Raw genomic sequence first — 446 nt, forward strand, 5'->3', positions numbered from 1 at the left:
GCCTGGGCTTCCAGCATCGCCTGGATCTTGCGACCCAGGCCCTTGGCCGCCCAGCCCAGGTGCACTTCCAGGATCTGGCCGATGTTCATGCGCGACGGCACGCCCAGCGGGTTCAGCACGATGTCCACGGTTTCGCCCGAGGCCATGTACGGCATGTCCTCGACCGGCACCACGTTGGAGACCACACCCTTGTTGCCGTGGCGGCCTGCCATCTTGTCGCCCGGCTGGATGCGACGACGGATTGCCAGGTAAACCTTGACGATCTTCAGCACGCCTGGAGCCAGGTCATCGCCCTGCTGCAGTTTGCGCTTCTTGTCTTCGAACTTGTCGTCCAGCATACGGCGACGATCAACGATGTAGGCCTGAGCCTTCTCGAGCTGCTCGTTCAGAGCATCTTCAGCCATGCGCAGTTTGAACCACTGGCCATGCTCAAGACCGTCGAGCAC

At 61.9% G+C, this 446-nt stretch carries 1 pseudogene; it reads right to left on the reverse strand.

What is annotated here, in order from left to right:
• Window positions 1–446, reverse strand: a pseudogene (rpoB, locus tag EN850_RS33600) (DNA-directed RNA polymerase subunit beta); the annotation flags it as partial.

The sequence above is a fragment of the Mesorhizobium sp. M8A.F.Ca.ET.207.01.1.1 genome (assembly GCF_004794715.1).
Taxonomy (GTDB): Bacteria; Pseudomonadota; Alphaproteobacteria; order Rhizobiales; family Rhizobiaceae; genus Mesorhizobium.